Source organism: Streptomyces sp. NPDC029169 (assembly GCF_055563935.1).
Map to the genome: position 1 here is coordinate 1 of NZ_JBVHXA010000043.1, position 1384 is coordinate 1384.

The following is a 1384-nucleotide window of genomic DNA, read 5'->3' on the forward strand; positions in this document are numbered from 1 at the left end:
GCTCTCACTTACCGGCATTCGGAGTTTGGCTAAGGTCAGTAACCCGGTAGGGCCCATCGCCTATCCAGTGCTCTACCTCCGGCAAGAAACACACGACGCTGCACCTAAATGCATTTCGGGGAGAACCAGCTATCACGGAGTTTGATTGGCCTTTCACCCCTAACCACAGGTCATCCCCCAGGTTTTCAACCCTGGTGGGTTCGGTCCTCCACGAAGTCTTACCTCCGCTTCAACCTGCCCATGGCTAGATCACTCCGCTTCGGGTCTTGAGCGCGCTACTAAATCGCCCTGTTCGGACTCGCTTTCGCTACGGCTTCCCCACACGGGTTAACCTCGCAACACACCGCAAACTCGCAGGCTCATTCTTCAAAAGGCACGCAGTCACGACCCACATCCGAAGATGTGAGCGACGCTCCCACGGCTTGTAGGCACACGGTTTCAGGTACTATTTCACTCCGCTCCCGCGGTACTTTTCACCATTCCCTCACGGTACTATCCGCTATCGGTCACCAGGGAATATTTAGGCTTAGCGGGTGGTCCCGCCAGATTCACACGGGATTTCTCGGGCCCCGTGCTACTTGGGTGTCTCTCAAACGAGCCGTTGATGTTTCAGCTACGGGGGTCTTACCCTCTACGCCGGACCTTTCGCATGTCCTTCGCCTACATCAACGGTTTCTGACTCGTCCTGTCGCCGGCAGACGACAGAAGAGAGATCCCACAACCCCGTATGCGCAACCCCTGCCGGGTATCACACGCATACGGTTTGGCCTCATCCGGTTTCGCTCGCCACTACTCCCGGAATCACGGTTGTTTTCTCTTCCTGAGGGTACTGAGATGTTTCACTTCCCCTCGTTCCCTCCACATGCCCTATGTGTTCAGGCATGGGTGACAGCCCATGACGACTGCCGGGTTTCCCCATTCGGAAACCCCCGGATCAAAGCCTGGTTGACGGCTCCCCGGGGACTATCGTGGCCTCCCACGTCCTTCATCGGTTCCTGGTGCCAAGGCATCCACCGTGCGCCCTTAAAAACTTGGCCACAGATGCTCGCGTCCACTGTGTAGTTCTCAAGCAACGACCAGCCACCCGTCACACACCGATTACTCGATGCTTTACCGGGGCCGGCATCGCGAAGGTTCGACCAACCGGCCGTACCCTCAGATACCCAACAACGTGCCAGGCACAGTCCGTTCCTCGAATCCCGTGTTCCACGCCGAAGCAGTACTAACGGTTTCTCGGTCACCGACTGTGCCAACTAATCAACGTTCCACCCATGAGCTGACCGTGCAGAACATTTGCCTGCAATCGGTGCTGTGCTCCTTAGAAAGGAGGTGATCCAGCCGCACCTTCCGGTACGGCTACCTTGTTACGACTTCGTCCCAATCG

The 1384-nt window shown here is 57.0% G+C and carries 2 rRNA genes; both read right to left on the minus strand.

The features are described 5' to 3' along the window. Positions 1 to 1037 (minus strand): 23S ribosomal RNA (locus tag ACZ4VI_RS34615); the annotation flags it as partial. Positions 1038 to 1322: 285 nt separating this feature from the next. Continuing rightward, a 16S ribosomal RNA gene (locus tag ACZ4VI_RS34620) occupies positions 1323 to 1384 on the minus strand; the annotation flags it as partial.